This is a genomic window from Pseudomonas sp. R62, assembly GCF_000257605.1.
Classification (GTDB): Bacteria; Pseudomonadota; Gammaproteobacteria; order Pseudomonadales; family Pseudomonadaceae; genus Aquipseudomonas; species Aquipseudomonas atacamensis.
On sequence record NZ_AHZM01000836.1, the window covers coordinates 1 to 1,839 of the forward strand.

Below are 1,839 nucleotides of genomic sequence, written 5' to 3' on the forward strand. Positions count from 1 at the left end.
CGAAGTTGCGCGGCTGGGCCTGATGATCGGCGACACGGTGATCATTCGCCGCGCCGGCGATGTGATTCCGCAAGTGGTGCAGGTAGTCACCGAGCGTCGCCCCGATGACGCGCGCCCGGTGGCCATTCCTGAAAGCTGCCCGGTGTGCGGCTCGCACGTTGAACGCACGCAACTGGTCAAGCGCAGCAAGGGCAAGGAAACCTTCAGCGAAGGTGCGGTGTATCGCTGCGTCGGCCGACTGGCCTGTGGTGCGCAACTGAAACAGGCGATCATTCACTTCGTCTCGCGCCGGGCCATGGACATCGAAGGCTTGGGCGACAAGAGCGTCGAGCAACTGGTCGACGAAGGTCTGGTCAGCTCGCCAGCCGATCTGTATGCGCTGAAGTTCGACGACATCGTCGATCTGGAAGGCTTCGCCGAGGTATCGAGCAACAAGCTTCTCAAAGCCATTGAAGACAGCAAGCAACCGAGCCTGGCACGTTTCATCTATGCCCTCGGCATTCCCGATGTCGGCGAAGAGACGGCGAAGGTGCTGGCGCGTTCGCTGGGTTCGCTGGAACGCGTGCAACAGGCCTTGCCGCATGTGCTGACCTACCTGCCGGATGTCGGCCTGGAAGTGGCGCACGAGATCCACAGTTTCTTTGAGGATGCGCACAACCAGCAGGTCATCAGCGAATTGCTCGGCCATGGTTTGCAGATTCAGGATCAAGGCGAGTTGGGCGCCGAATTCGCCGCCAGTACCACCCTGGGCGGCTTGCTCGACAAACTGCACATTCCCTTCGTCGGCCCCGGTGGTGCGCAGAAACTCGCCGATCGCTTCGGTTCGCTGGAAGCGGTGATGAACGCTGACTGGCTGGACATGCGCCAGGCATTGCCGGAGAAGCAGGCCAACTCGGTGCGCGAGTTCTTCGCCTCGCCTGAGCATCGGCAACTGGCCGAGCGGGCCGAGCAGCAATTGCGCGATTTCGGCATGCATTGGCAGAGCGAGAAGAAAGTCGTCGAAGGTCTGCCGCTGTCCGGCGAAACCTGGGTGCTGACCGGCAAGGTCGAACTGATGAGCCGGGATGTGGCCAAGGAGCATCTGGAAAGCCTGGGCGCCAAGGTCGCCGGTTCGGTGTCGGCGAAAACCCATTGCGTGGTCGCAGGCCCGGGTGCCGGCTCGAAACTGACCAAGGCCAATGAACTGGGGGTGAAGGTCATGGACGAAGAAGCGTTTATCGCCTTCCTAAAAAACCACGGCGTCCCTGTCTGACCGGACGAACCCCTGTGGCGAGGGGATTTATCCCCGTACGGCGACATCGTCGTCGCAGAACCATACGACTCGGTATACCTGATTAACCGCGTTGTATGGTTTTGGGGGTCGCTTCGCAACCCAGCGGGGATAAATCCCCTCACCACAATGGTGCTATCACCCGGCTGCGCGGTTATGGGTGGGAACGATGTTGTCTTCCGGATGATCTAGTCTTGGCCAGTCCCAGGGAGAGATCGCCATGCACCGTTTTTTCGAGCAGCTCAGTTCCCGCATCATCGCGCCGTTCGTGGCCGGATCCTCGCGCAACAGCAAAGTCTGGCCGTGCCGTTGCGGCCAGTCGCTGTTCTTTCGCAACAGTCAGTGCCTGGCCTGTAACGCCTTGCTCGGCTATCAACCTGAAGAAAGTCGCCTGACCTCGCTGCAGCCGGGGCCGGAAGAGGGCACCTGGACGCTCGACGCCGATCCCGAGGCCGGACTGTTCCGCCGCTGCGCCAACCTCGACATGCCCGCCGCGTGCAACTGGCTGCTGCCGGCCAACGATCACGACACCTTGTGCATCGCTTGCAGCCTCAACCGCACCATTCCCG

General features: G+C 61.5%; 2 protein-coding genes. Both read left to right on the forward strand.

Annotation, left to right across the window (positions count from 1 at the left end; genetic code table 11):
* Positions 1-1,252 (forward strand): helix-hairpin-helix domain-containing protein (locus OQK_RS00390; RefSeq protein WP_016770619.1); only part of this gene is annotated, 1,252 nt, incomplete at its 5' end.
* Between the two features lie 238 nt (positions 1,253-1,490).
* The coding region (locus OQK_RS00395; RefSeq protein ID WP_038860084.1) for a zinc-ribbon domain-containing protein at positions 1,491-1,839 on the forward strand (349 nt) is incomplete at its 3' end.